At 65.7% G+C, this 22,564-nt stretch carries 19 protein-coding genes; 11 read left to right on the top strand and 8 right to left on the bottom strand.

The features are described from left to right. Position 1: 1 nt before the first annotated feature. The 3 genes from fabF to I6F28_RS24850 form a co-directional block, all read right to left on the bottom strand. Complete coding sequence (fabF, locus tag I6F28_RS24840; RefSeq protein ID WP_036006365.1) at positions 2–1,264, bottom strand: beta-ketoacyl-ACP synthase II; 1,263 nt, start codon at positions 1,262–1,264, stop codon at positions 2–4. A 1-nt stretch (position 1,265) separates the two neighbouring features. After that, positions 1,266–1,781: a winged helix-turn-helix transcriptional regulator gene (locus tag I6F28_RS24845; protein ID WP_225141531.1), complete on the bottom strand. Its 516-nt coding sequence runs from the start codon at positions 1,779–1,781 to the stop codon at positions 1,266–1,268. A gap of 382 nt (positions 1,782–2,163) precedes the next feature. Beyond that, positions 2,164–3,171: a polyprenyl synthetase family protein gene (locus I6F28_RS24850; RefSeq protein WP_036006386.1), complete on the bottom strand. Its 1,008-nt coding sequence runs from the start codon at positions 3,169–3,171 to the stop codon at positions 2,164–2,166. Positions 3,172–3,304: 133 nt separating this feature from the next. Here I6F28_RS24850 and I6F28_RS24855 point away from each other — a divergent pair, with 133 nt between their 5' ends. The 6 genes from I6F28_RS24855 to glyS all read left to right on the top strand — a co-directional run bounded on the left by I6F28_RS24855 (position 3,305) and on the right by glyS (position 8,959). After that, positions 3,305–3,532 carry a putative signal transducing protein gene (locus I6F28_RS24855; protein WP_008562067.1) on the top strand — a complete coding sequence of 76 codons (228 nt, stop codon included), beginning with the start codon at positions 3,305–3,307 and terminating at the stop codon, positions 3,530–3,532. Next, entirely contained in the window at positions 3,525–4,289 is a 765-nt protein-coding gene (locus I6F28_RS24860) for a tRNA1(Val) (adenine(37)-N6)-methyltransferase (protein ID WP_036006371.1), read from the top strand. Before I6F28_RS24855 ends, I6F28_RS24860 begins: the two co-directional genes overlap by 8 nt. A gap of 216 nt (positions 4,290–4,505) precedes the next feature. After that, entirely contained in the window at positions 4,506–5,414 is a 909-nt protein-coding gene (locus tag I6F28_RS24865; RefSeq protein ID WP_225141532.1) for a S49 family peptidase, read from the top strand. Positions 5,415–5,518: 104 nt separating this feature from the next. After that, complete coding sequence (locus I6F28_RS24870; protein WP_036006375.1) at positions 5,519–5,710, top strand: hypothetical protein; 192 nt, start codon at positions 5,519–5,521, stop codon at positions 5,708–5,710. Positions 5,711–5,921: 211 nt separating this feature from the next. Beyond that, positions 5,922–6,860 (top strand): glycine--tRNA ligase subunit alpha, encoded by a 939-nt coding sequence (locus I6F28_RS24875; protein ID WP_225141533.1) that lies wholly within the window; start codon positions 5,922–5,924, stop codon positions 6,858–6,860. Next, positions 6,860–8,959 (top strand): glycine--tRNA ligase subunit beta, encoded by a 2,100-nt coding sequence (gene glyS / locus I6F28_RS24880; protein ID WP_225141534.1) that lies wholly within the window; start codon positions 6,860–6,862, stop codon positions 8,957–8,959. Before I6F28_RS24875 ends, glyS begins: the two co-directional genes overlap by 1 nt. 275 nt (positions 8,960–9,234) lie before the next feature. On the opposite strand, the gene I6F28_RS24885 is transcribed toward glyS, so the two are convergent. Then, positions 9,235–9,588, bottom strand: coding sequence for a DUF1236 domain-containing protein (locus I6F28_RS24885; protein WP_036006381.1), 354 nt, complete (start codon positions 9,586–9,588; stop codon positions 9,235–9,237). Between the two features lie 223 nt (positions 9,589–9,811). Here I6F28_RS24885 and I6F28_RS24890 point away from each other — a divergent pair, with 223 nt between their 5' ends. Together I6F28_RS24890 and ppdK are read left to right on the top strand one after the other, a co-directional pair. Continuing rightward, the gene (locus tag I6F28_RS24890) at positions 9,812–9,967 is read left to right on the top strand and encodes a DUF3096 domain-containing protein (RefSeq protein ID WP_008562090.1); all 156 of its coding nucleotides are present in this window, start codon (positions 9,812–9,814) and stop codon (positions 9,965–9,967) included. A gap of 96 nt (positions 9,968–10,063) precedes the next feature. Further along, the gene (gene ppdK / locus I6F28_RS24895) at positions 10,064–12,979 is read left to right on the top strand and encodes a pyruvate, phosphate dikinase (protein ID WP_036024905.1); all 2,916 of its coding nucleotides are present in this window, start codon (positions 10,064–10,066) and stop codon (positions 12,977–12,979) included. Positions 12,980–13,154: 175 nt separating this feature from the next. On the opposite strand, the gene I6F28_RS24900 is transcribed toward ppdK, so the two are convergent. After that, positions 13,155–14,429 carry a multidrug effflux MFS transporter gene (locus I6F28_RS24900; protein WP_036006385.1) on the bottom strand — a complete coding sequence of 425 codons (1,275 nt, stop codon included), beginning with the start codon at positions 14,427–14,429 and terminating at the stop codon, positions 13,155–13,157. A gap of 232 nt (positions 14,430–14,661) precedes the next feature. Beyond that, positions 14,662–16,491, bottom strand: coding sequence for an aminopeptidase P family protein (locus I6F28_RS24905; protein ID WP_225141535.1), 1,830 nt, complete (start codon positions 16,489–16,491; stop codon positions 14,662–14,664). A gap of 187 nt (positions 16,492–16,678) precedes the next feature. On the opposite strand from I6F28_RS24905, the gene I6F28_RS24910 reads away from it, so the two are divergent. Next, complete coding sequence (locus I6F28_RS24910; RefSeq protein ID WP_036006393.1) at positions 16,679–16,858, top strand: hypothetical protein; 180 nt, start codon at positions 16,679–16,681, stop codon at positions 16,856–16,858. A gap of 39 nt (positions 16,859–16,897) precedes the next feature. Here the strand turns inward: I6F28_RS24910 and I6F28_RS24915 are convergent, their stop codons facing one another. After that, positions 16,898–17,785, bottom strand: a complete 888-nt coding sequence (locus tag I6F28_RS24915) for a 50S ribosomal protein L11 methyltransferase (protein ID WP_225141551.1) — start codon at positions 17,783–17,785, stop codon at positions 16,898–16,900. Positions 17,786–17,948: 163 nt separating this feature from the next. On the opposite strand from I6F28_RS24915, the gene I6F28_RS24920 reads away from it, so the two are divergent. Continuing rightward, a complete protein-coding gene (locus I6F28_RS24920; RefSeq protein WP_085968950.1) occupies positions 17,949–18,104 on the top strand; it encodes a Flp family type IVb pilin in 156 nt (51 codons plus the stop codon). Positions 18,105–18,378: 274 nt separating this feature from the next. On the opposite strand, the gene I6F28_RS24925 is transcribed toward I6F28_RS24920, so the two are convergent. Beyond that, complete coding sequence (locus I6F28_RS24925; protein ID WP_036006399.1) at positions 18,379–19,989, bottom strand: phytoene desaturase family protein; 1,611 nt, start codon at positions 19,987–19,989, stop codon at positions 18,379–18,381. A gap of 218 nt (positions 19,990–20,207) precedes the next feature. Here I6F28_RS24925 and I6F28_RS24930 point away from each other — a divergent pair, with 218 nt between their 5' ends. Then, positions 20,208–22,487, top strand: coding sequence for a fused MFS/spermidine synthase (locus I6F28_RS24930; RefSeq protein WP_225141553.1), 2,280 nt, complete (start codon positions 20,208–20,210; stop codon positions 22,485–22,487). The last annotated feature ends 77 nt before the right edge of the window (positions 22,488–22,564 follow it).

A 22,564-nucleotide genomic window follows, 5' to 3' on the forward strand; every position in this document is an offset into this window, starting at 1 on the left:
CTTATCCCAGCCGGCGCAAGATCACGCTGGCATTGACCCCGCCGAAGCCGAACCCGTTGGAGATGGCATGCTGCATCGGCATCGGCCGCGCGCTGCCTGCGACGATATCGATGCCTTCGGCGCCCGCATCGGGGTTTTCGAGATTGAGCGTGGGCGGCGCGATCTGGTCGCGCAACGCGAGCACGGTGAAAACCGCTTCCAGCCCGCCGGCGGCGCCGAGCAGGTGACCCGTGGCCGATTTGGTCGCGCTCACGGCAATGCCGCGGTTGCGGCCGAACAGCGCGCCGATGGCGCCTAGCTCGCTTTCGTCGCCGGCCGGTGTCGAGGTCGCGTGCGCGTTCAGGTGCTGCACATCCGCGGGCGCAAGCTTGGCCTGCCGAAGCGCGATCTCCATGGCGCGGCGGGCACCATCGCCATCCGGCGGCCCCGAGGTCATGTGATAGGCGTCCGCGGTCGTGCCGTAGCCGACGATCTCGGCGATCGGCGTCGCGCCGCGCGCCTGCGCATGCTCCAGCGCCTCGATCACCAGGATGCCGGCGCCTTCGCCCATCACGAAACCGTCGCGGTTGCGATCGAACGGACGCGAGGCGCGCGCGGGCTCGTCGTTGAAGCCGCTCGACAGTGCGCGCGCCGCCGCAAAGCCGCCGACGCTGACGATGTCGATGCAGGCCTCCGCGCCGCCGCAGATCGCAACGTCAACTTCGCCTGATCGGATCATGCGTGCGGCATCGCCGATCGCCTGCACGCCGGCGGCGCAGGCCGTGACGGGCGTGCCCAGCGCGCCCTTGTAGCCGTATTTGATCGAGATGTGGCCGGCGGCGAGATTGGCGAGGAACGAGGGGATCGTGAACGGCGACAGCCGGCGCGCGCCGCGCTGCGCGGTGATGCGCACCGCCTCCGCCATCGCAGGAAAGCCGCCGACGCCGGAGGCGATGATCGTCGCGGTGCGCTCGAGCGCGCCAGCATCCTGCGGTGTCCATTTGGCTTGCGCGACGGCTTCTGCCGTCGCGAGCAGCGCGAACAGGATGAAGCGGTCCATCTTGCGCTGATCCTTGGGCGCGGCAGCCTGCGCCGGATCAAAACCGCCTTCGGCATCATCGGTCTTATCGGGCACGAGGCCTGCAATGCGCGCCGGCAGCGCCTCTGCCCATTCCGGCAACGGGCGCAGCCCGCTTTGCCCGGCGAGCAGCCGCCGCCACGTCAATTCGACGCCGCAGCCAAGCGGCGACACCGCGCCCATTCCCGTCACGACGATACGACGCATGTCAGTCTCCAGCCGGCGCGACGGCCGGGTTCATGGCCTTGAGCGAAGCAAGCCGTGCGCGCATGCCGCGGCTGGCGCGGGGACCTGCGACGACGACCGCATTGGCGAGCGTGATCGGGCGCTTGTCGGCGGCATCGACCACAATCGGCTCGAGCGGGCGGATGTCGCTCCGGTTCGCCAGCAGGATGGATTCGCCTTTCGGCGCCAGATGCTTGTTGCCCCAGGCGAGCAGCGTAGCGATCACGGGGAAGAAATCCCGCGCCTTGTCCGTCAGCACATATTCGTAGCGCGGCGGGCGCTCCTGATAGCGGCGACGCACGAACATGCCGCTTTCGGTCAGATGCGCCAGCCGCCGCGACAGGATGTTCGGCGCAATGCCGAGGCTTTGCGAGAACTCGTCGAACCTCGTCGCCCCCTGAAACGCATCGCGCAGAATCAGGATACTCCACCATTCGCCGACCGTCTCTACCGCGCGGCCGACCGGGCATTCCAGGATCGAAGGGGATTTGGGTTGCATGCGGGCAAGGTAGGTCAGTCACTTGCAAAATGCAAGTAACTGCGCGGGGAGGCATGTGGAGTGAGGGAGGCTGGATTCTGCTGGTGAGATGAAGCGCGCTCTCGTGCCCCGGACGCAGCGCAGCGCCCCCTAGCGGTGCGCTGCAGAGCCGGGACCCATATTGATCATGATTGCGGATGTCGCATGGGTCCCGGCTCTGCGCAGCAGCGTTTCACGCTGCAGCGCGTCCGGGACACGAGAGCAAGCGGTGCCGTCGCGGCGTACTCCGTCATTGCGAACGCAGCGAGGCAATCCAGACTGTTTCCGCGGCGGGATTCTGGATTGCTTCGCTGCGCTCGCAATGACGGGTGCAGGGAGCGCGCAAAGCGTGAGCGTCAGTCGCCTAATGCGATCTTGCCAAGCAGAACGCCACGACCTGCTCCAGCGCGCTCTTCATCGGCGAGGGCGGGAACAGCGCCAGCGCATCCACGGCCATGGCGCCGTAGTGCTGGGCGCGGATCAGCGTGTCCTCGAGCGCGCGGTGCTTGTTCATCAGGCCGATGGCGTGATCGAGATCGGAATCGCCGATCTCGCCGCGCTCGAGCGCCCGGATCCAGAAGGCGCGCTCGGTGTCGTTGCCGCGGCGGAAGGCGAGCACGACGGGCAGCGTGATCTTGCCTTCGCGGAAATCGTCGCCGGTGTTCTTGCCGAGCTTGGCGCTCTTGCCGCCGTAGTCGAGCACGTCGTCGACGAGCTGGAAGGCGATGCCGAGATTCATGCCGACCGAGCGGCAGGCAGTCTGCTCCGCCTTCGGGCGGTTCGCGATCACGGGGCCGACCTCGCAGGCGGCGGCGAACAATTCGGCGGTCTTGCCGCGGATCACGGCGAGATATTCGTCCTCGGTGGTCGCGGTGTTCTTGGCGGCGGCGAGCTGCATCACCTCGCCCTCGGCGATGGTGGCGGCCGCCGCGGAGAGGATGTCGAGCGCGCGCAGCGAGCCGACCTCGACCATCATGCGGAAGGCCTGGCCGAGCAGGAAGTCGCCGACCAGCACGCTTGCCTCGTTGCCCCAGAGCATGCGCGCCGACAGCTTGCCGCGGCGCATCTCGCTCTCGTCGACCACGTCGTCGTGGAGCAGGGTGGCGGTGTGCATGAACTCGACGCTGGCAGCTAACTTGATGTGGCCGTCACCGGTGTAGCCGGCGAGGTTGGCCATGGCGAGCGTCAGCATCGGGCGCAGGCGCTTGCCGCCCGAGGAGATCAAGTGGTTGGCCACTTCAGGGATCATGGTCACGTCGGAGCCCGTCCGCGACAGGATCGTGGCATTGACGCGCTCCATATCGGGAGCGACAAGGGCAACCAGCTCTTCGATCGACGCGCCGGGGGTTTCGAAAGGTACGATGACGGCCACGCCGGTCTCCAATATTTGCCCCGGAAGGGCTATTCTGATGGAAATACAATAGAAACTGGCGGCGGATGCGGCAAGGGCCGCGGAACCATTGACATTTGCCGCGTTAGCCACTTTCAGGCAGGAGACCTCCGTTTTGCGTGAACTGGTTCGGACCAACGATATGGTGCTGGTGTCGGCGATTGGCGCGCTGCTCGACGGCGCCAACATCCATCATCTGGTGCTGGACCAGAACATGAGCATCATCGAGGGGTCTCTCGGCATTCTGCCGCGGCGGATCCTGGTTCATGAGGACGACGCCGAGGAAGCCAGGGCGCTCCTCACCGAGGCAGGCCTCAGCCACGAACTGCGCGGCGATGATTGAGGCCGCGGATATTACCGAGGACGCGTTTCTCGGCGGGCAGTTGCGCTTGATGCAGAAGCGGTCAGGCCACCGCGCCGGGCACGACGCCATCCTGCTGGCAGCAGCGACCGACGCTAAGGCGGGTGACCGCGTGGTCGAGCTTGGCGCCGGCGTCGGCACGGCGGGCCTTGCGCTGGCGCGGCGCGTCGCGGGGATCAGGCTCAGCCTGGTCGAGATCGATCCGGAACTGGCGCAGCTCGCGCGGGCCAACGCCGCCGCGAACGCGATTCCTGCCGAGGTCATCGTGCTCGACGTCACCGCCGACGCGCAGGCGTTTGCAGCGAACGGACTTCTGCCCGACGGTTCCGACGCCGTATTGATGAACCCGCCCTTCAACGACCCCGCACGCCATCGCGGCTCGCCGGATCAGGCGCGCCACACCGCGCATGTGGCGAGGGAGGAGACGCTGCATGCGTGGGTGCATGCAGCCCGGCGCATTCTCCGATCGAGCGGCGTGCTGACCCTGATCTGGCGCGCGGACGGAATTGGCGACGTCGTGGCAGCGCTGTCACGCGGCTTCGGCAGCCTCGCGATCCTGCCGGTTCATGGCGAAGCGGGAAAGCCTGCCATCCGGGTGCTGGTGCGCGCAGTCAAAGGCGGCCGGGCACCGACGCAATTGCTGCCGGGCCTCATGCTCAACGAGGAGTCAAACGTGCCGAAGAAAGAGGTGAAGGATATTCTGGAGGGGAGGGCGGCGTTGCCGCTGGCGAGGCCGTGACGGCTTATTGCGGAAGCGATTCCGTCTGCTGCTCTTGCGGCGACGTAAAGTGAAGCGCCGTGAAAAGCGCACCGATCAGCAGCAACAGCAGATAGATCTTCATGGCGTTTCCTTCCGCTGCCTATTGCAGCTTCCCAACGCGGATTCTGCAAAACACGTTCCTGGCACTTTCAATGACACTCGCGTGATAAGAAATGGTTAATCAGAGGTAAGGCCATGGCCGAACAATTGAACGATCGTGAGAGTTCCGGCCTGGCCGACAAGCTCATGCAATATCTGCCGGCGCGCTTTCGTCCCGGCACGGCGGTCGTGCCGGTGGTGCGGCTGTCCGGTGTGATCGGTGCGGTGACGCCGCTGCGTCCGGGCCTGACGCTTGCCGGCGTCGCGCGGGTGCTCGAGCGCGCGTTTTCCTATCGGCACGCCAAGGCCGTGGCGCTGGTGATCAACTCGCCCGGCGGTTCGCCGGTGCAGTCGCGCCAGATCTACTTGCGCATCAAGCAGCTCGCCTCGGAGAAGAAGCTGCCGGTGCTCGTGTTCGTCGAGGACGTTGCGGCCTCCGGTGGTTACATGATCGCCTGCGCGGGCAACGAGATCATCTGCGATCCCTCCTCGATCCTCGGCTCGATCGGCGTGGTCGGCGGCAGTTTCGGTTTTCAGGAGGCGATCAGGCGGCTCGGCATCGAGCGGCGCCTCTACACCTCGGGCGAGCACAAGGCGATGCTCGACCCGTTTCTTCCGGAAAACCCGGATGACGTCATGAGGCTGAAGGCGATCCAGCGCGAGATCCACCAGATCTTCATCGCGCTGGTCAAGGAAAGCCGCGGCGCCCGGCTGAAGGGAGCGGACGATACGCTGTTCACGGGCGAATACTGGGCGGGGGACAGCGCGATCGCGCTGGGGCTCGCCGACAGCATCGGCGATCTCCGCTCAACTCTTCGTGCCCGTTATGGTGAGAAGGTTCTCACCCCCGTGATTGCGCAGCCGACCGGGCTGCTCTCCGGCCTTTTGGGCCGGAAATCGCCCGGCGCGGGGCAGCTTTCGGCCTTGGAATCAATGGCCGGGCTGCCGGACGAGCTGATCTCGGCGGTCGAGACGCGGGCGATTTGGGCGAAATTCGGGTTCTAGGTCTCGCGCTCCCGCGCCATTTCGCCCAGGCGGCGCCGATTGCGGCGCAGGTCCATCTGCGCAACAATGCGTGTGGGGGCTGAGCATGAGACGAGGATCGACCGATGCCGCCGTTCGTCGCTTTCGCGGGCGTCCTGGGCGGGCTTGCCGTGGTCCGCTGGGCCTACAAGACCGCCATCCGGATCAACCAGGAGCTGGAGGAGATGCGCCTGTCGCGCGTCACCGAGGCCGCCCGCATGGGGGATATCCAGACGCTGAAGCGTGACCCCGTGACCGGAGCTTACCGGCCGGGTTAGGGCACACCTCCACGCGTTCGTCATTCCGGGGCTCGCGAAGCGAGAACCCGGAATCCATCGAACCACGGAGTGAGCGGCGCAATGGATTCCGGGCTCGCCCTGCGGGCGCCCCGGAGTGACGCCCGAATCCGGCCCCTTCGCCTTGATTCCCATCCCCGCCGTCGATACGGTCCCGCGCGATTCAAACCCCCCGCGAGAGCCCGATCTGACGATGGACGCCTCATTGCCCGCCCATATGCACCCGGAACGCTCGTTCCAGGGCTTCATCCTCGCGCTCCAGCGGTTCTGGGCCGAGCAGGGCTGCGTGATCCTGCAGCCCTACGACATGGAAATGGGCGCGGGCACCTTCCATCCGGCGACCACGCTGCGCGCGCTCGGGCCAAAGCCGTGGAACGCCGCCTATGTGCAGCCCTCGCGCCGGCCCAAAGACGGCCGTTACGGCGAGAACCCGAACCGGATGCAGCACTATTACCAGTTCCAGGTGATCATGAAGCCGTCGCCGCCGAACCTTCAGGAGCTGTACCTGAAGTCGCTCGCCGCGATCGGCATCGATTCCGCCGTGCACGACATCCGCTTCGTCGAGGACGATTGGGAGAGTCCGACGCTCGGCGCCTGGGGCCTCGGTTGGGAGTGCTGGTGCGACGGCATGGAAGTCAGCCAGTTCACTTATTTTCAGCAGGTCGCCGGCTTCGAATGCGCGCCGGTCGCGGGCGAGCTCACCTACGGCCTCGAGCGCCTCGCGATGTATGTGCAGGGCGTCGACCGCGTCTACGACCTCAATTTCAACGGACGCGACGGTGATCAGAAGGTCACCTATGGCGACGTGTTCCTGCAGGCCGAGCAGGAATATTCGCGGCACAATTTCGAGTATGCCGACACCGCGATGCTGTTCGAGCAGTTCAGGATGGCGGAGGCGGCCTGCAAAAAATATCTCGACGCGGGCTGGCGCGACGGCGGCAACCGGAAACAGCATCTGATGGCGCTGCCGGCCTACGACCAGTGCATCAAGGCGAGCCACGTCTTCAACCTGCTCGATGCCCGCGGCGTGATCTCCGTGACCGAGCGGCAGAGCTACATTCTGCGCGTGCGCGAGCTGGCAAAAGCGTGTGGCGAGGCCTGGACCCACACTGAAGCGGGCGGAGCGGCCTGATGCCCGATCTTTTGCTTGAACTGTTTTCCGAAGAAATTCCCGCGCGCATGCAGGCGAAGGCGGCGGACGATCTGCGCCGCATGGTCACCGACAAGCTGGTTGCCGAAGGCCTAGTCTATGAGGGCGCAAAGGCGTTCGCGACGCCACGCCGCCTTGCGCTCACCGTGCACGGCATCCCAGCGCGCCAGCCTGATCTGAAGACCGAGCGTCGCGGCCCGAAGGTCGGCGCGCCCGATGCGGCCGTGCAGGGCTTTCTCAAGGCAACCGGTTTGAAGTCGTTGGACGAAGCCAAAATCCAGCGCGACCCCAAGGGTGATTTCTACATCGGCTTGATCGAGAAGCCCGGCCGCGACGCGATCGACGTGCTCGCCGAGATCCTGCCTGTCATCATCCGCACCTTCCCCTGGCCCAAATCGATGCGCTGGGGCGCGCGCTCGGGCAAGCCCGGCTCGCTGAACTGGGTGCGTCCGCTGCACGCGATCACCGCGACCTTCGGCCCCGAGACCGAAGAGCCCGATGTCGTGAAATTCGAGGTCGACGGCATCGAGAGCGGCCAGACCACTTACGGTCATCGCTTCCTTGCGCCGGCGCCGATCTCCGTGCGCCGCTTCGAGGACTACGAGGCTAAGCTTCTTGCAGCAAAAGTCGTGCTCGACCCCGAGCGCCGCAAGGACGCCATCCTCACCGACGCCAAGCAGCTGGCCTTCGCGCAAGGTTTTGAGCTGGTCGAGGACCAGAATCTGCTCGACGAGGTCGCCGGCCTCGTCGAATGGCCGGTCGTGCTGATGGGCTCGTTCGAGCCGGAGTTCTTGAAGACGCCCGACGAAGTCATCCGCGCCACCATCCGCAACAACCAGAAGTGTTTTGTGGTGCGCGACCCCAAGACGGGCAAGCTCGCGAGCAAGTTCATCCTGGTCGCCAATATCGAGGCGACCGACGGTGGCAAAACCATCATTGCCGGCAACGAGCGCGTGATCCGCGCGCGGCTGTCGGATGCGAAGTTCTTCTACGAGACCGACCTCAAGACCAAGCTCGAGGGCCGGCTGCCGAAGTTCGATCAGATCGTGTTTCACGAGAAGCTCGGGACGCAGGCGGAACGCATCAAGCGCATCGAGCGCCTGGCCGCCGAGATCGCGCCGCTGGTCGGCGCCGATGTCGCCAAGGCGACGCGCGCGGCGCATCTGGCAAAGGCAGATCTGCTGACGGAAGTCGTCGGCGAATTCCCGGAAGTGCAGGGCCTGATGGGCAAATACTATGCGCTGGCTCAGGGCGAAGACGCCTCCGTCGCCGCGGCCTGCGAGGAGCACTACAAGCCGCAAGGGCCTGCTGATCGCGTTCCGACCGATCCGGTCAGCGTCGTGGTGGCGCTCGCGGACAAGATCGATACCCTGGTTGGGTTCTGGGCGATCGACGAGAAGCCGACGGGCAGCAAGGACCCCTATGCGCTGCGTCGTGCGGCGCTGGGCGTGATCAGGCTGATCGCCGAGAACGCGCTGCGTCTGTCGCTCATAAAGGTGGCGGGATCAGCGCTCGCCGGCTTGTCGGTGAAGCCGGCCGATGCCTCGAAGCTTCCGAGCGATCTGCTCGCCTTCTTCGCCGATCGCCTCAAGGTCCAACTCCGCGAGCAGGGCGCGCGCCACGATCTCGTCGATGCCGTGTTCGCGCTCGGCGGCCAGGACGATCTCCTGATGATCGTCCGCCGCGTCGAGGCGCTCGGAAAATTCCTCGACTCTGACGACGGCAAGAACCTGCTCGCCGGCACCAAGCGCGCCAGCAACATCCTCAGCATCGAGGAGAAGAAGGACAAGCGCAGCTTCGACGGCGCGCCGGATGCTGCGCTCTACAGCCTCGCTGAGGAGAAGGCGCTGGCCAAGGCGATCGGTGAGGTCAAGGCGGAAGCCAGCGCTGCGGTGGCCAAGGAAGACTTCGCCGCCGCGATGAGTGCGATGGCAAAGCTGCGTCCGCCGGTCGATGCCTTCTTCGACAAGGTGCGCGTCAATGACGACGATCCCAAGGTACGCGAGAACCGCCTAAAGCTCCTCAACGAGATCCGCAGCGCCACGCGCGCGGTAGCGGACTTCTCGAAGATCCAGGATTGAGGCGCGGTTTGCGGCAAACACCGCTGTCATTCCGGGGCGCGCGTAGCGCGAGCCCGGAATCCATAACCACGATCGTGAGTATGGATTCTCAGGTGCGCAATTGCGCACCATAGCCCACGCCTCCGGCGTGTCCCGGAATGACGGCTGCTGATGTGGCTTGCCCAAAGAAGCCCCGCCCGGCGGGGGGAGGACCGGGCGGGGCCTGATGTCCGATTTAACACTGCTCGCGCCAACCTGATGTGACGCGCCGGACATCGAATGGAGCGGCTGCGTCTTTAGTCCAGCACCTCGACGATGCGGCGCGAGCGCGGCTCGACCAGCACGGTTTCGCCGTTCACGACGGTGTAGCGATAGGTCGTGGCGCCGAAACGTTGCGGCACGTCATAATAGGTGACGCCTGCCTCGGGTAAGGTGGTGCCGACCACCACGCGATCCGGAATGCGGAAGGGCGGCACACGTTGTTCAACGACATATTCGCGGAAGGCGGGCCGTTGTTCGACGGCAATCGTCGGCGCGCCGTCGACCATGGCGGGCGCGCGTCCAATCGTGACATCGCTTTGCGCCTGCGCCGCAAGGGGCGCGCCGGTTGCGGCCGCGAGCGCTGCGAGAGCAAAAATCCTGTTCCGCATGGACAACTCCTTCGACGTGATTCTGCGGGCGCGCGAGCGGCGCGACCGGTTGCCAATGCGTGCCTCAAGCCAATGTTCCGGGAAAAGGCATGCCGCATTCGCGGCAATTTCGGGCAGTTTTCGTGAGGCCGGAACTCGCAGCAGCCCTTGCGCATCTCTACTCCCGGAACCCATCCGGTTATGATCCGCGCGCGATTCGCCTCACCTCACAGAAAGATAGTTCATGCACATCACCGTCGCCCACATTTCGCCGATCCTGTCGTTGATTGCGGGCGTGCTCATCCTGATCATGCCGCGGCTTCTCAACCTCATCGTCGCGATCTTCCTCATCGTCAACGGCGCGATCGGGCTCGGGCTCCTGAAGTGGCTCCGCTTCTAGGCGTTCACTTTTCGGAACTGTCCGTCTTGCGCGGGCCCGCCCAAAGTGGTGTAAGGCCCGCGATTTCCCATTCCTCTCGCAGGTTGTGTGCAAGCTATGGCCAAAGCCGCCTCGAAGCCTTCTAAAACTGCAGCGAAATCAAAGCCCTCCGCCAAGGCGAAGGCCGCGCCGGCGGCCCGCAAGGCGCTGGCCAAGAGCGCGCCGAAGCCGGTCGCCAAACCCACTGCAAAGCCGGTGGCAAAGGCAATGACCAAGGCGGCTTCGCCGAAGGTTGCCGCGAAGCCTGCGCCGAAGAAGGTTGTGCCTGCCAAGGCGGCGCCGGCAGCGGCGAAGGCCGGCAAATGGGTCTACACGTTCGGTGACGGCAAGGCCGAGGGCCGGACGGAAATGCGCGACCTGCTCGGCGGCAAGGGCGCCAACCTCGCTGAGATGGCCAATCTCGGCCTGCCGGTGCCTCCGGGCTTCACCATCCCGACCTCGGTCTGCACCTATTTCTACGAGCACGACAAGACCTACCCGAAGGAACTGAAGCCGCAGGTTGAGAAGGCGCTCGACTATGTCGGCAAGTTGACCGGCAAGGTGTTCGGCGACACCAGGAACCCGCTGCTCGTCTCGGTGCGCTCCGGCGCGCGCGCCTCGATGCCCGGCATGATGGACACCGTGCTCAATCTCGGCCTCAACGACCAGACCGTGGAAGCGCTGGCCGAGCTGTCGGGCGACCGCCGTTTCGCCTATGACAGCTATCGCCGCTTCATCACGATGTATTCCGACGTGGTGCTCGGCTTCGAGCATCATCACTTCGAGGAGATCCTCGACACCTTCAAGGACAGCCAGGGCTACACGCTCGACACCGATCTGTCGGCTGAGGATTGGGTCGAACTGGTCGGCAAGTACAAGGACGCGGTCGCGCGCGAGACCGGCAAGGAATTCCCGCAGGATCCGCACGACCAGCTCTGGGGCGCGATCGGCGCGGTGTTCTCATCCTGGATGAACGCGCGCGCGGTGACCTACCGCAAGCTGCACGACATTCCGGAATCCTGGGGCACCGCGGTCAACGTGCAGGCCATGGTGTTCGGCAACATGGGCGAGACATCGGCCACGGGCGTTGCCTTCACCCGCAACCCCTCGACCGGCGAGAGCAAGCTCTACGGCGAGTTCCTGATCAACGCACAAGGCGAGGACGTGGTCGCGGGCATCCGCACGCCGCAGGACATCACCGAGGAGGCGCGGAAGGAGTCGGGCTCCGACAAGGCGTCGATGGAAGCGGCGATGCCGGAAGCCTTCAAGGAGCTGACGCGGATCTACACGCTGCTCGAGAAGCACTACCGCGACATGCAGGACATGGAGTTCACCGTCGAGCAGGGTAAGCTCTGGATGCTCCAAACCCGCGGCGGCAAGCGCACCGCCAAGGCGGCGCTGCGTATCGCGGTCGAGCTCGCCAATGAGGGCCTGATCTCGAAGAAGGAAGCGGTGACGCGGATCGATCCGGCCTCGCTCGACCAGCTCCTGCATCCAACCATCGATCCCAACGCCAAGCGCGACGTGATCGCAACCGGCCTGCCGGCTTCGCCGGGTGCGGCCTCCGGCGAGATCGTGTTCTCCTCGGACGAGGCGGCCAAGCTTCAGGGCGACGGACGCAAGGTGATTTTGGTCCGCATCGAGACCAGCCCGGAAGACATCCACGGCATGCACGCCGCCGAAGGCATCCTGACCACGCGCGGCGGCATGACCTCGCACGCGGCGGTGGTCGCGCGCGGCATGGGCAAGCCCTGCGTCTCCGGCTGCGGCACAATCCGCGTCGATTACGGCCGCGGCACCATGAGCATCGGCTCGCGCACCTTCAAGACCGGTGATGTCATCACCATCGACGGCTCGCTCGGCCAGGTGCTCGCCGGCCGCATGCCGATGATCGAGCCGGAGCTGTCCGGCGAGTTCGGCACGCTGATGAATTGGGCCGACCAGGTCCGCAAGATCGGCGTCCGGGTCAACGGCGACACGCCTGACGACGCGCGCACGGCGATCAAGTTCGGCGCGGAAGGGATCGGCCTCTGCCGCACCGAGCACATGTTCTTCGAGGAGACGCGCATCCGCACTGTGCGCGAGATGATCCTCTCCGAGGATGAGCAGTCGCGCCGCGCCGCGCTGGCAAAACTGCTGCCGATGCAGCGCGCCGACTTCGTCGAGCTGTTCGAGATCATGAAGGGCCTGCCCGTCACGATCCGGCTTCTGGATCCTCCCCTTCATGAATTTCTGCCGCACACCCATGCCGAGGTCGAGGAAGTGGCGCGCGCCATGAACACCGACCCGCGGCGCCTCGCCGACCGCGCCCGGGAGCTCTCGGAGTTCAACCCGATGCTCGGCTTCCGCGGCTGCCGCATCGCCATCGCCTATCCCGAGATCGCCGAGATGCAGGCCCGCGCGATCTTCGAGGCGGCGGTCGAGGCGCAGAAGCGCACCGGCAAGGCCGTCGGCCTCGAGGTGATGGTGCCGCTGATCGCGACCAAGGCCGAGCTCGACCTGGTCAAGGCACGGATCGATGCCACCGCACAGGCCGTGATGCGCGAGACCAACACCAAGCTGGCCTATCAGGTCGGCACCATGATCGAGCTGCCGCGCGCCTGCCTGCTCGCGGGCGAGATCGCGCAGTCGGCCGAGTTCTTCTCGTTCGGCACCAACGACCTGACGCAGACGACCTACGGCATCAGCCGCGACGACGCGGCGAGCTTCCTCGGTCCCTATGTGGCGAAGGGCATCCTCACGGTCGATCCCTTCATCTCGCTCGATCAGGAAGGCGTCGGCGAGCTGGTCAAGATCGGCGTCGCCCGCGGCCGCAAGACCCGCACTTCGCTCAAGGTCGGCATCTGCGGCGAGCACGGCGGCGATCCCGCCTCCGTCGCCTTCTGCCACCATATCGGTCTCGACTACGTCTCCTGCTCGCCCTACCGCGTGCCGATCGCGCGGCTTGCAGCGGCGCAGGCCGCGCTCGGCAAGGCGATCGCGAGCCAGGCGTAAGCCGAAACACAGACTTGAATTGAGAGAGGCGGGGCCCAGCCCCGCCTCTCATTTTTGGCACTGCTCTCTCCGCGTCGTCATTGCGAGCCACCGGGTCCGCGCAAAGCGCGGCCCGATGACAGGCTCCACGAAGCAATCCAGAGTCGTTCCGCAGAGGGACTCTACTCGGCGCCCCTCACATCATCCCCGTCTCGTCCTCCTCGGCCTGCCCGATCAGCGCCTCGCTCGCTACCGCCTCGCGGCGGGGCACGACGAACATCATCACGCAGGCGCAAAGGATCGAGATCGCGAGGACCGCTGAGGTCAGCGGCAGCGTCGTTGCGGAGTGGCCGCCGAGATAGGCGCCGAACTGCGACATCAGCGCGCCAACGCCTTGCTGCAGGAAGCCCATCGCGCCCGAGGCGGTGCCGGCCGCTTCGGGACGGATGCTGATGGCGCCGGCGGCGGAATTCGCCATCACGAAGGCATTGCCGGCCATCACGATCATATGGGTGCCGAACAGCCAGGCGGGCGCCTCGTTCCAGCCGACGAAGCTCCAGAGCAGGTTCGCAAGGCTGCCGCAGAGTTGCAGGGCGAGCCCGAACCAGATCAGCTTCTCCAGCGAGTGGCGCGGCGCAAAGCGCACGCAGAGCAGGTTGCCGACCAGAAACGCAAAGCCCGTCGTTGCGAACCAGGCGCCGTATTCGGCGCTGCTGCGGCCCATCTGCGTCACCACGATGTAGGGCCCGCCGCCGGCGAAGGTGAAGATGATCTGGGACGCCAGCACCTGGCACATCACATAGCCGACGAAGGCGCGGTTGCGGATGAGCATGCCGATATCGCCGCGGAATCCGCTGCCGGCGGCGCGGCTGCGGCGGGTCTCAGGCAGCGCCAAGGCGATCCCGACGGCAACGACGATGGCGGCGATGGTGATGGCATAAAAGATCGCGCGCCATCCCAACGCGGTCTCGATCAGGCCGCCGGTGAGCGGCGAGACCATCTGCCCGATCATCAGCGCCGCGACCACGAGGCTGATCATCGAGGCGACGCGGTCGCGCTCGTAGATGTCGCGGATGATGGCCCGGCTGATCACCATGCCGGATGCGCCGCCGAGCGCCTGGAAGAAGCGTGCGGCGATCAATTGCGGCAGGGTCTCGGCGAAAATGCAGGCGACGCTGGCCGCCACCATCAGTGCAAGTCCTCCGAGCAGCACCGGACGCCGCCCGAACCGGTCCGACAGCGGGCCCATGATCAGCTGCGACAGCGCGATGCCGACCATGTAGAGCGACACCGTCATCTGCGCGATCGAGATGTCGCTGCCGAAATCCGTCGCCAGCACCGGCAGCGCCGGAACCAGGATGTAGAGCGAGATCGGTGCGACCCCGGTCATCACCACCAGCAGCAGCAACACCAGACGCGAGGTCGCGAGGTTGCCGGCCGCTTCGGGCGGCTTGCTGATGATGCCGTGCATCGCCGGACACTAGCCGCATCGCGTTGCGAGCGAATACGCTCATTTCGGCATACGGCTATGCGCGAGGCGTCAAGGCGCTGGGCCTGTAGGGTGGGCAAAGACGCGCTCTTTGCGCGGCGTGCCCACCATTGCTGCCGTCACCCGGAGATGGATGGTGGGCACGCATCCGCCTCCGCTCTTCGAGCGGCAGCGGATGCTTTGCCCACCCTACGCAGGCAGTCTTATGACGGAGTTAGAGCTTCAGCTCCGCCGTGGCCTGATCGAGCCAGGTCTTCGTCGCCTCGTCCAGCGCCGGCCGCACGTCGTCCCTGACGCGCGCATGGTACGCGTTCAGCCAATCGAGCTCGTCGCGGCTCAGCATCGCGACATCGATCAGACGGCGGTCGATCGGCGCCAGGGTCAGCGTCTCGAACGCGTTCATCGGCTTCTCGGCACCCTTGATGTCGGCGGCGACGACCAGCTCGAGATTCTCGATGCGGATGCCGAAGCCATCGGTCTTGTAGTAGCCGGGCTCGTTCGACAGGATCATGCCGCGCTTCAACGGCGTGGTGCCGAGCTTCGAAATTCGTGCCGGTCCTTCGTGCACCGAGAGATAGCTGCCGACGCCGTGGCCGGTGCCGTGCTCGAAATCGAGCCCGACGGCCCAGAGATATTGCCGCGCCAGCGTGTCGAGTTGCGCGCCCGTGGTGCCGTCCGGAAAGACGGCGCGCGCGATCGCGATGTGGCCGCGCAGCACGCGGGTGAAGCGGTCGCGCATCTCATCCGTCGGCTCGCCTATCGCCATGGTGCGGGTGACGTCGGTGGTGCCGTCTTCATATTGCGCGCCGGAATCGATCAGCAGGAGATCGCCGGGCGCGATCCGCCGGTTGCTCTTGCGGGTGACGCGGTAATGCACGATGGCGCCGTTTGAGCCGGTGCCGGAGATGGTCGGGAACGAGACGTCCCTGAGCGCGCCGGTGTCGCGGCGGAAGGTTTCCAGCGCCTCGACCGCGTCGATCTCGGTGAGCTTGCCGCTTGGCGCCTCGCGATCGATCCATGCGAGGAAGCGCGCCAGCGCCACGGCGTCGCGCAAATGAGCCGTCTTGGTGCCCTTGATCTCGGTCGCGTTCTTGACCGCCTTGAGCAGTGCAACCGGATCGCTGCCGCGCACCGGCTTGCCGCCGGCCCCGCTGATCAGGCGGCTGAGTGCGTCGGCCGCTGTGGCATTGTCAAGCGCAATGGCCGCACCGCTCTTGGCCAGCGCCATCAGCGTCGGCGCCATGGCGTCCGGTTCGCGCACGTCAGCGGACTGCTCGAGATGGTCGCGTGTGAGGTTGGAGAGCTTGCGGTGGTCGATGAAGATGGTGGGACGGCCGTCCTTCGGCACCAGCGCGTAGGACAGGGGCAGCGGCGTATGGGCGACGTCGGCGCCGCGGATGTTGAAGGTCCAGGCCACCGCGTGACTGTCCGACAGCACCAAGGCATCGGTGCCGAGCTTGGCGATCTCGGCCCTGATCTGGGTCAGCTTCTCCGCTTCAGTGATACCGGCGTGCTGAAGGCTGTGCACCGCGACGGGGGCGAGCGGCGGCTGCGGCCGGTCCTGCCAGATCGCGTCGATCGGATTGCTGTCGACCGCGACCAGCTCGGCCCCGGCCTTGGCGCAGGCGGCGGACAGCCGTTCTGCTGCCGAAAAAGTGTGCAGCCACGGATCAAATCCGAGGCGGTCGCCGGCTTTCAGATGCGCCGCCACCCAGCTCTCCGGCGGCGGATCGATCAGCGATTCCACCGCCCATGCCTTGGCATCGACCTGCTTGGCCGCCTGCAGCGTGTAGCGGCCGTCGACGAACAGCGCAGCCTCCTGCGGCAGAACCACTGCTAGTCCCGCCGAGCCGGTAAAGCCGGTCAGCCAGGCGAGCCGCTCTTCCGATGGCGGCACATATTCGTTCTGCTGCTGGTCGGCACGTGGCACGACGAAGCCGGTCAACTTGCGACGGGCAAGTTCTTCGCGAAGTGCGGCCAGCCGTGCCGCCAACGCGACGCCGGCCTCCGGCTCCTCGAATGTCTGGAAGTGCGCTTCGAACATGGTGGATCACTTTAGGATCATGGAGATCAGTCCGCAATGTAGACGCATTTGCGTCGCATCTGGCATGGACCGTGCTTGAAATAGTTCCATTCGAATTGAGTGGAGTAAAGGATGCGGCAGTTGCGCTTCGTCCGGATAACAGGGAAATTCGAGCAGGTGGTTCATCTCAACGGCGAGGGGACACACGATGCCAGCGTTCACCTTTGAGAAGATTTCGCCGCCGGCGCGCCGCGCTCCGGCTGCAACGACACCGAAGAAGCCGCGCGGCCTCATCAGCCAGATGATCGAGCGTTTCGCCGAGCGCCGCGCCAGGCGCGCTTTGCAGGGGCAGGGCGCGTCACGCCGCAACAAGAAGCCGGCGGAATAGCGCGGCGAGGGAGCGCACCGCCGTCGCGACGCGGTTAGTTCATCCCACCTTCCTCAGCAGCAGACTGCTCCACCCCTCGATGCGCAGATGCTTCACCGGCGCGAGGCCGCGGGCGCGGTAGGCGGCGATCACGGCGGGCGCCTGGTGCGTCAAGAGGCCGGAGAGGATGACGCGGGCGCCAGGCGCAAGGTGCCGCGTCATCGGGCTTGCCAATTGCCGCAACGGATTGGCAAGGATATTGGCGAGCACCAGGTCGAACGGGCCTGCACGCGCAAAATCTGGCGCGGCAAAGCCGGTCGCGCGGATCACCCGCACATGGTTGCCAACTTCGTTCAGCGTGGCGTTCTCGGCGGCCACCCGGACCGATGGCGGATCAATGTCGGAAGCGAGCACCGCGCGATGCAGCGCCTTCGCCGCCGCGATCGCCAGCACGCCCGTGCCGGTGCCGAGATCGAGCAGGCTCCTTGGGCGGGAGCTCTTCAGGACATGGTCAAGCAGAAGTAAACAGCCGCGCGTCGTGCCATGGTGACCGGTGCCGAAGGCGAGCGCCGCCTCGATCTCGATGGCAAGCTTGTTCGGCGCCACACGGTCGCGATCGTGGCTGCCGTGCACGACGAAGCGGCCGGCCGGCACCGGGACGAGATCTTCAAGGCTGGCTTTGACCCAGTCCTTGGCTTCGACAGTGTCGAAGACGAGCGTCGCCGCGATCTCATTTCCTGCTGAAGTTGCAACGAGTTCGCGCAGCCATGCCTGATCGGGCGCTGCGGCGAAATGCAACGTGACGTCCCAGCGTCCGTCAGGCCGTTCGAACGCGGCGACCGCCGCATCGCCGTCGAAAAAGACCTCGGTGAGCACGTCGACGACGCGCTTGGCGTCGGCTTCGCTGCCGGTCGAAAAGCTGGCGCGATAGGTCGGGGAAGGCTGCATTCAGGGTTCCGTCGCGTTCAATTTTTGGAACTTTTGCTGCCCAGTTTTCGGACAAGTTGAGGTTCCCGCATTAACGCGCCTGTAGGGCGTGCCGCGTATATTTTCGGATGTAGAAGCAAGTCAACGCAGCTTGGAATTGAAACGGAGGCGAGTCTTGAAGCGCATGATTCAGAAGTTCTGGTCGGATGAGTCCGGTGCAACCGCGATCGAATACGGCCTGATCGCCGCGGGTATCGCCCTGGCGATCATTACCGTGGTGAACGGCCTGGGCACCACCATGAACGAGAAGTTCACTTCGATTAGCACCTCCTTGAAGTAATTTCCGCCGCCATTTTCCAGCGGGGGCTATTTTCTTCAAAGGCTGTTTCTGATCACCGCCCGCTAGGGGTCTCCCCTGGCGGGCGAGGTCGTTTTTGCCGCCCGACTTCACAGCTTATCCGCCTGCTTGTCCGGACTTTGTCCACCACTTTTCCCCTGATCGCCCCGCCGATTTCCCACCGGCTTTCCCCAGGATCGCTCCTGGCCGTATCGCCCAGGCCTCCTCTGGCCGCTCACAGGCCTTTCGACAGCCTGTCCACAACCAATCCACAGCCCTATCCACGGCTTCCGAACAGGGCGCGGTGATCCCGCAGGATGGCCTGCGCGGCGTTATGGCCGGGGGCGCCGGTGACGCCGCCGCCGGGATGGGCGCCGGATCCGCAATGGTAGAGGCCTCTCAGCGGCCCGCGATAATCGGCGTGGCCCAGCATCGGCCGCGCCGAGAACAGCTGGTTCAATGTCAGCGCGCCGTGGAAGATGTCGCCGCCAAGCAGCCCGAACTGCCGCTCGAGATCGAGCGGAGACAGGATCTGACGGCCGAGCACGCTTGCCGCAAATCCCGGCGCGTACTTATCCACCGTCGCGATCATGAGATCGGCGACCTCGTGGCGATGGTCATCCCACGACTTTCCATCGGGAAGCCCTGGTGCGACATGCTGGCAGAACAGGCTCGCGACATGCTTGCCGGCCGGGGCCAGCGTGTCGTCGAGCGTCGAGGGGATCAGCATCTCCACCACGGGCTCGCGGCTCCAGCCCTGCGCGCGCGCGTCGAGCCAGGCACGGTCCATATAGCCAAGGCTCGGCGCCAGGATGATGCCGGAGGTGAGGTGATCGCCCTCGCCTGAGAGCGCCGTGAAGGAGGGCAGGCGGTCCAGCGCCACATTCATCCGGAAGGTGCCGGAGCCGTTCTTCCAATGCCGCATTCGGGCGAGGAAGTCCGCAGGCAGAGCATCGGCCGCGATCAGCCGCGTGTAGAGCAGCTTTGGATTGACATTGGCCGCGACATATTTCGCGCGGATCGCAGAGCCGTTCTCCAGCACGATTCCGACGGCGCGGTCGCGCTCGACGATGACCTCGCGCACACCGGCATCCGTGTCGATCACGACGCCACGGTCGCGTGCCGCGCGCGCCATCGCCTGCGTGATCGCGCCCATGCCGCCGATGGCGTGGCCCCACACGCCCTTCTTGCCGTTCACCTCCCCGAACGCGTGATGCAGCATCACATAGGCCGAGCCGGCGGCGTAGGGGCTGGCATAATTGCCGACGATGGCGTCGAAGCCGAACAGCGCCTTGACCAGATCGTGCTCGAAACGTTCGTCCAGCATCTCGCCGGCCGAGCGCGTGAACAGATCGAGCAGGCTGCGGCTTTGTTCCAGCGTCAGGCCGCGCAGAATGTTGGCGCTCTGCAAAGCGTTCACGGCCTCGCGGACCGCGTTGGTGCCAAAGCTGTCGAGCAGGTTCGGCGGCGCGCGGAGCACGAACCGCCTGAGCACGTCGGCAATGCCTTCCAGCTCGCGCGCGAAGCCGTCGAGCGCTTCCGCATCATGCGCGCTGAGCCGCGCCACCGAGGCTTTCGTTCGTCCCTCGCCGGTGAGGAGATAGCTGCCGTCCGGCGCGGGCAGAAAATTCTGCGCACGCCGCTCGACGATGCGCAGGCCCTGCTCGGCAAGCTTGAGGTCACGGATCACCTGCGGATTGAGCAGGCTCACGGTGTAGGCGGCGACAGAATTGCGAAAGCCGGGGTGAAACTCCTCCGTCACCGCGGCACCGCCGACCACCTTGCGCCGCTCGACCACGCGCACGCGCAGGCCCGCCATCGCCAGATAGGTCGCGCAGGTGAGGCCGTTATGGCCCGCGCCGATGATGATGACGTCGGTATCTGTCATGAAGAATGCGAGGCCCGGTCTACTGTCATTCCGGGGCTCGCGAAGCGAGAACCCGGAATCTCGAGGTTCCGGGTTCGATGCTTTGCATCGCCCGGAACGACCCTCTTATATCAAGCATTCCTTGCTGCAACATCACGCCACACTTTATTGCCCGTCCAGGCGCCTTGTGCTCCATTGCGCGCGATCCGGCGCCCGCCGGGGTTTGAGCCGGAGCATTCATGGATTCGATCGTGCAACCCGCCGCCACGGAGCAGCCGTCGTCGTCGCGCAACCGGCTGCTGCTGACGGTCTACACCGCTGCGATCTTCGTCAGCGCGCTGCTGCTGTTCTCGGTGCAGCCTCTGTTCACCAAGATGGTGCTGCCGCGGCTCGGCGGCTCGCCGGCGGTGTGGTCGGTGGCCATGGTGTTCTTCCAGTCGCTGCTGCTGGCCGGCTATGCCTATGCGCATCTGCTGATGCAGGCGCGGAACCGGATCGTCCCCGTCGCGGTACATCTGGTGCTGCTGTTCGCCGCCTTCGCCACGCTGCCGCTCGGCATCGCCTCCGCCTATGGCGAGCCGCCGGCTTCGGGCTACGCAGTCTGGCTGCTCGCCCTGTTCGCGGTCTCGATCGGGCTGCCGTTCTTTGCGCTCGCCGCGAACAATCCGCTGCTGCAGGCCTGGTTCGTCCGCACCGGCCATCCGGCCGGGCACGATCCCTATTTCCTCTACGCCTCCTCCAATGTCGGCAGCTTCCTCGCGCTGTTGTCCTATCCGTTCCTGCTGGAGCCGATGTTCACGCTGCAGATGCAGAACCGGTTCTGGACCGGTGGCTATGGCCTGCTGATCCTCCTCATCGGCGCCTGCGGCGTGCTGTTGTTGCGTTCGCCGAAGTTGGCGGTGACCGACACGCGGGCCGAGGACGTGAATGCACCCGCGCCCGGCCTCTTGACGCGGCTGCGCTGGATCTTCCTCGCCGCCGTGCCATCGGGCCTGCTCATCGCCGTCACCGCGCACATCTCGACCGACGTCGCGGCGGCGCCGCTTTTGTGGGTGCTGCCGCTGTCGCTTTACCTCTTGACCTGGGTCGTCGTGTTCCAGTCGCGGCCGCTGCTGCCGCACAAATGGATGCTGATGCTCCAGCCGGTCGCGATTGCGGGCGTCGTCGTCCTGCTGGCTTTCGGCGGCGAGCAGAACCTGCTGCTGACCCTCGGCGGACATCAACTCTGCTTCTTCGTCATCGCCATGGCCTGCCACGGCGAGCTGGCGCGGACGCGGCCTGCCGCCAAATATCTCACCGGCTTCTATGTCGCGTTGTCGTTCGGTGGCATGGTCGGCGGCTTGTTCGCGGGGCTCGTTGCGCCCTTCACCTTCTCGTGGATCGCCGAATATCCGATCCTGATCGCGCTTGCCGCGCTGTGCCGTCCGTCCGGGAGTGAGCGGCTGGCCGCAATCGTCAAATGGTACTGGCTGGCGCTCGCCGCGCTCGCGGTGGCGCTCATCGCGCCGTCATATACGACCGGTGGCCTCTCGACCTGGTTCGAGGATTATCGTGTCTGGGTCGCCGGCGCCGTCGGCGTGCTCGCCGCGCTGCTCGCGCTGATCCTCAATGCCGGGCGCTGGAAGATCTTTGCCACCGTCGTGCTGGCGCTGGCGTTGATCCGCGTCTATCCCGCGGACGAGGGCCGCGTCACGACCGTGCGCAGCTTCTTCGGCGTGCACAAGATCGTGGTGACGCCGGGCGGTTATTTCCACGTGCTGATGCACGGCACCACCATTCATGGCGCCGAGCGTTTCCGCAACAATGACGGCACGCCTGTTGCCGGCCGGCCCGAGCCGATCACCTATTATCACAAGGACGGCGGCATCGGTCAGGCCGTCAGCGCGATCCGCGAGCGCAAGGGCGCGCCGCTGAAGGTCGCCGCGATCGGCGTCGGCTCCGGCACGCTCGCCTGCGCCGCCGAGCGGGGGGAGGACTGGACCTTTTTCGAGATCGATCAGTCCATGGTCGACGCGGCACGCGACCCGAGGAATTTCCGCTACATCTCGAGCTGCATGCCCGACATGAAGCCCGTCATCGGCGATGCGCGCCTCACCTTCGCCAAGGAGCCCGACGGCGCCTATGATCTCGTCATCGTCGACGCCTATTCGTCCGACGCGATCCCGATCCATCTTGCGACCGAAGAGGCGATGAAGATCTACAAGGACAAGCTCGCGCCGCACGGTGCCGTGGTGATGCACGTCTCCAACCGGCATCTGGACCTCGAAACCGTCGTCGTCGGTATCGCGGACGCCAATGATCTCAAGAGCTGGGTCTTCAACGAGGATTCCGGGCGCGATGGTGACTACATCTTCTCCACTGACGTCGTCATCTCCGCGCGCGAGGAGGCCGACATCGGCAGGCTCGCGTCCTCCAAGCAATGGGAACAGACCGAAGCCGACGACAGGGTGCGGGTCTGGACCGACGATTATTCCAACATCCTTGGCGCGCTATATCGGCGTTGGAAGGACGGCGAGTAGGGCTCTCTTCGTAGCCCGGATGGAGCGAAGCGCAATCCGGGGGCGCTCCCGGCGTGGTACTGTCCCGGATTTCGCTA

This window comes from Bradyrhizobium sp. NBAIM14 (genome assembly GCF_020193895.1).
Classification (GTDB): Bacteria; Pseudomonadota; Alphaproteobacteria; order Rhizobiales; family Xanthobacteraceae; genus Bradyrhizobium; species Bradyrhizobium yuanmingense.

Excerpts from the sequence above, each read along its gene's own strand:
- fabF (WP_036006365.1), bottom strand. The coding sequence starts at position 1,264 with ATGCGTCGTATCGTCGTGACGGGAATGGGCGCGGTGTCGCCGCTTGGC.
- I6F28_RS24845 (WP_225141531.1), bottom strand. The coding sequence starts at position 1,781 with ATGCAACCCAAATCCCCTTCGATCCTGGAATGCCCGGTCGGCCGCGCG.
- I6F28_RS24860 (WP_036006371.1), top strand. The coding sequence starts at position 3,525 with ATGATTGAGGCCGCGGATATTACCGAGGACGCGTTTCTCGGCGGGCAG.
- I6F28_RS24865 (WP_225141532.1), top strand. The coding sequence starts at position 4,506 with ATGGCCGAACAATTGAACGATCGTGAGAGTTCCGGCCTGGCCGACAAG.
- I6F28_RS24870 (WP_036006375.1), top strand. The coding sequence starts at position 5,519 with ATGCCGCCGTTCGTCGCTTTCGCGGGCGTCCTGGGCGGGCTTGCCGTG.
- I6F28_RS24875 (WP_225141533.1), top strand. The coding sequence starts at position 5,922 with ATGGACGCCTCATTGCCCGCCCATATGCACCCGGAACGCTCGTTCCAG.
- glyS (WP_225141534.1), top strand. The coding sequence starts at position 6,860 with ATGCCCGATCTTTTGCTTGAACTGTTTTCCGAAGAAATTCCCGCGCGC.
- I6F28_RS24885 (WP_036006381.1), bottom strand. The coding sequence starts at position 9,588 with ATGCGGAACAGGATTTTTGCTCTCGCAGCGCTCGCGGCCGCAACCGGC.
- I6F28_RS24890 (WP_008562090.1), top strand. The coding sequence starts at position 9,812 with ATGCACATCACCGTCGCCCACATTTCGCCGATCCTGTCGTTGATTGCG.
- ppdK (WP_036024905.1), top strand. The coding sequence starts at position 10,064 with ATGGCCAAAGCCGCCTCGAAGCCTTCTAAAACTGCAGCGAAATCAAAG.
- I6F28_RS24900 (WP_036006385.1), bottom strand. The coding sequence starts at position 14,429 with ATGCACGGCATCATCAGCAAGCCGCCCGAAGCGGCCGGCAACCTCGCG.
- I6F28_RS24905 (WP_225141535.1), bottom strand. The coding sequence starts at position 16,491 with ATGTTCGAAGCGCACTTCCAGACATTCGAGGAGCCGGAGGCCGGCGTC.
- I6F28_RS24910 (WP_036006393.1), top strand. The coding sequence starts at position 16,679 with ATGCCAGCGTTCACCTTTGAGAAGATTTCGCCGCCGGCGCGCCGCGCT.
- I6F28_RS24915 (WP_225141551.1), bottom strand. The coding sequence starts at position 17,785 with ATGCAGCCTTCCCCGACCTATCGCGCCAGCTTTTCGACCGGCAGCGAA.
- I6F28_RS24920 (WP_085968950.1), top strand. The coding sequence starts at position 17,949 with ATGATTCAGAAGTTCTGGTCGGATGAGTCCGGTGCAACCGCGATCGAA.
- I6F28_RS24925 (WP_036006399.1), bottom strand. The coding sequence starts at position 19,989 with ATGACAGATACCGACGTCATCATCATCGGCGCGGGCCATAACGGCCTC.
- I6F28_RS24930 (WP_225141553.1), top strand. The coding sequence starts at position 20,208 with ATGGATTCGATCGTGCAACCCGCCGCCACGGAGCAGCCGTCGTCGTCG.